Source organism: Erwinia sp. ErVv1, from assembly GCF_900068895.1.
Taxonomy (GTDB): domain Bacteria; phylum Pseudomonadota; class Gammaproteobacteria; order Enterobacterales; family Enterobacteriaceae; genus Erwinia.
This window is the reverse complement of sequence record NZ_CDPK01000064.1, coordinates 1-213: the sequence shown is the minus strand read 5'-3', so window position 1 is coordinate 213 and position 213 is coordinate 1. Positions and strand designations below refer to the sequence as shown.

The 213-nt window shown below is 58.7% G+C and carries 1 pseudogene; it reads right to left on the bottom strand.

The features are described from left to right. Nucleotides 1–146: pseudogene (locus tag A1830_RS24160) on the bottom strand (HNH endonuclease); the annotation flags it as partial. Between the last annotated feature and the right edge of the window lie 67 nt (nucleotides 147–213).

Sequence of the window (213 nt, the reverse complement as noted above, 5' to 3'; positions counted from 1 at the left end):
AGCAATCTCTCCGCTATCTGGCCTGGGATTGGTGCGCCAGGCCCCTGCCCGGCTTTATTCAGCCAATCTGTGCCGACATTTTCACCTTTGCCACTGACCCGACCCGGCCTGTCGCGGGGGCCGCTTATTACGACATAAATGGGCACGACGCCCGTACCGGACGCATCTGGCCGCCAATAAATAAAGTCCTGCAGCTGCTGCGTATTTCCCACA